Annotated in this window: 1 pseudogene; it reads left to right on the top strand. The window is 49.1% G+C overall.

The annotated features are described in order from the left end of the window. Positions 1-67 precede the first annotated feature (67 nt). Positions 68-2,514: pseudogene (locus AC07M3_RS12270) on the top strand (beta strand repeat-containing protein); the annotation flags it as partial.

The raw sequence follows: 2,514 nt of genomic DNA, 5'->3' as shown, positions 1-2,514 counted from the left end.
AGCATCAGGCAATGTCACCATTACAGGTGTATTGAAAAACGTTCCAGCAGATGCGGCGAATACAGCCGTTACAGTTGTTATTAATGGCGTAACTTATACCGCAACTGTAGACAGCGTAGCGGGTACATGGATAGTAAGTGTACCGGGTAGCGGCTTAACGGCAGATGTAGATAAAACCATTGATGCGAAAGTAACGTTTACAGATGCAGCGGGTAATAGCAGTACTGTTAACGACACACAAACATATACAGTAGATACCACAGCACCGAATGTGCCAGTGATTGACCCGGTGAACGGGACAGACCCGATTACAGGTACAGCAGAACCTGGTTCAACAGTAACAGTAACTTATCCAGACGGTAGTACAGCAAGTGTTGTAGCAGGACCGGATGGTAGTTGGTCAGTAGATAACCCTGGTCTGAATGATGGCGATGAAGTTGAAGCAGTAGCAACAGATCCAGCTGGAAATACATCAGGACCAGGTACAGCTATTGTTGATGCAGTTGGTCCAAATACAGATGGCGTTAACTTTGCAGTTGACTCTGTCACAGCGGACAACGTGATTAATGCGTCAGAAGCATCAGGCAATGTCACCATTACAGGTGTATTGAAAAACGTTCCAGCAGATGCGGCGAATACAGCCGTTACAGTTGTGATCAATGGTCAAGAGTACACTGCAATTGTAGACAAGGTTGCAGGCACTTGGAGTGTAAGCGTACCGGGCAGTGGCTTAACGGCAGATGCAGACAAAACCATTGATGCGAAAGTAACGTTTACAGATGCAGCGGGTAATAGCAGTACTGTTAACGACACACAAACATATACAGTTGATACTACAGCACCGAATGTGCCAGTGATTGACCCGGTGAACGGGACAGACCCGATTACAGGTACAGCAGAACCTGGTTCAACAGTGACCGTAACTTATCCTGATGGCAGCACAGCAAGTGTAGTTGCAGGACCGGATGGTAACTGGACTGTACCGAACCCTGGTCTGAATGATGGCGATGAAGTTGAAGCGATTGCTACAGATCCTGCAGGCAACCCATCATTACCTGGAACAGCTATTGTTGATGCAGTTGGTCCAAATACGGATGGTGTTAACTTCGCAGTTGACTCTGTCACAGCGGACAACGTGATTAATGCATCAGAGGCGGCTGGTAATGTCACAATTACAGGCGTTCTCAAAAACGTTCCAGCAGATGCGGCAAATACAGCCGTTACAGTTGTTATTAATGGGGTAACTTATACTGCAACTGTAGATAGTACAGCGGGTACATGGACAGTAAGTGTACCGGGCAGTGGCTTAACAGCAGATGCAGATCAAACCATTGATGCGAAAGTAACGTTTACAGATGCAGCGGGTAATAGCAGCACTGTTAATGACACACAAACATATACAGTTGATACTACAGCACCAGCAGCACCAGTGATTGACCCGGTTAACGGGACAGATCCGATTACAGGTACAGCAGAACCTGGTTCAACAGTGACCGTAACTTATCCTGATGGCAGTACAGCAAGTGTAGTTGCAGGACCGGATGGTAACTGGACTGTACCGAACCCAGGCCTAAATGATGGCGATGAAGTTGAAGCGATTGCTACAGATCCTGCTGGGAATACGTCAGGACCAGCAACAGGCGTTGTTGATGCGCTTGCACCAACAGTCGCTCTTGATGATGTACTCACCAACGACAGCACACCTGCGCTCACTGGTACAGTCAATGATCCAACAGCAACTGTGGTTGTGAATGTGGATGGTGTTGATTATCCAGCGACGAACAATGGCGATGGCACCTGGACGCTTGCAGACAATACCTTGCCTGCGTTAACAGACGGTCCACACACCATTACCGTGACGGCAACTGACCCTGCAGGCAATGCAGGAACAGATACTGCAGTGGTGACGATTGATACCACCGCACCAAATGCACCGGTACTTGATCCGATCAATGCGACGGACCCAATCAGCGGTACAGCAGAAGCGGGTTCAACCGTAACTGTGACATATCCTGATGGCACGACTGCAACCGTCGTTGCAGGTACAGATGGCAGCTGGTCAGTACCAAACCCGGGTAACCTGGTGGATGGCGATACAGTAACGGCAACAGCCACTGACCCTGCAGGCAATACTTCATTGCCAGGCACAGGTACAGTCTCTGCCGACATCACAGCCCCTGTGGTTGCGCTTGATGATGTGCTCACCAATGACAGCACACCAGCGCTCACCGGTACAGTCAACGATCCAACAGCAACAGTTGTTGTGAATGTGGATGGCACTGACTACCCAGCGACCAACAATGGTGATGGTACTTGGACACTTGCAGACAATAGCTTGCCTGCACTGACTGATGGACCACACACCATTACCGTGACTGCAACAGATGCAGCAGGTAATGCCGGTACAGATACTGCAGTGGTGACAATTGATACCACCGCACCAAATGCACCGGTACTTGATCCAATCAATGCCACTGATCCAGTGAGCGGTACAGCAGAACCTGGTTCAACAGT

It is taken from the genome of Acinetobacter sp. GW821-FHT09D10, from assembly GCF_059416285.1.
Note: the sequence above shows the minus strand (reverse complement) of the source record. Positions and strands in the feature narration are given on the sequence as shown.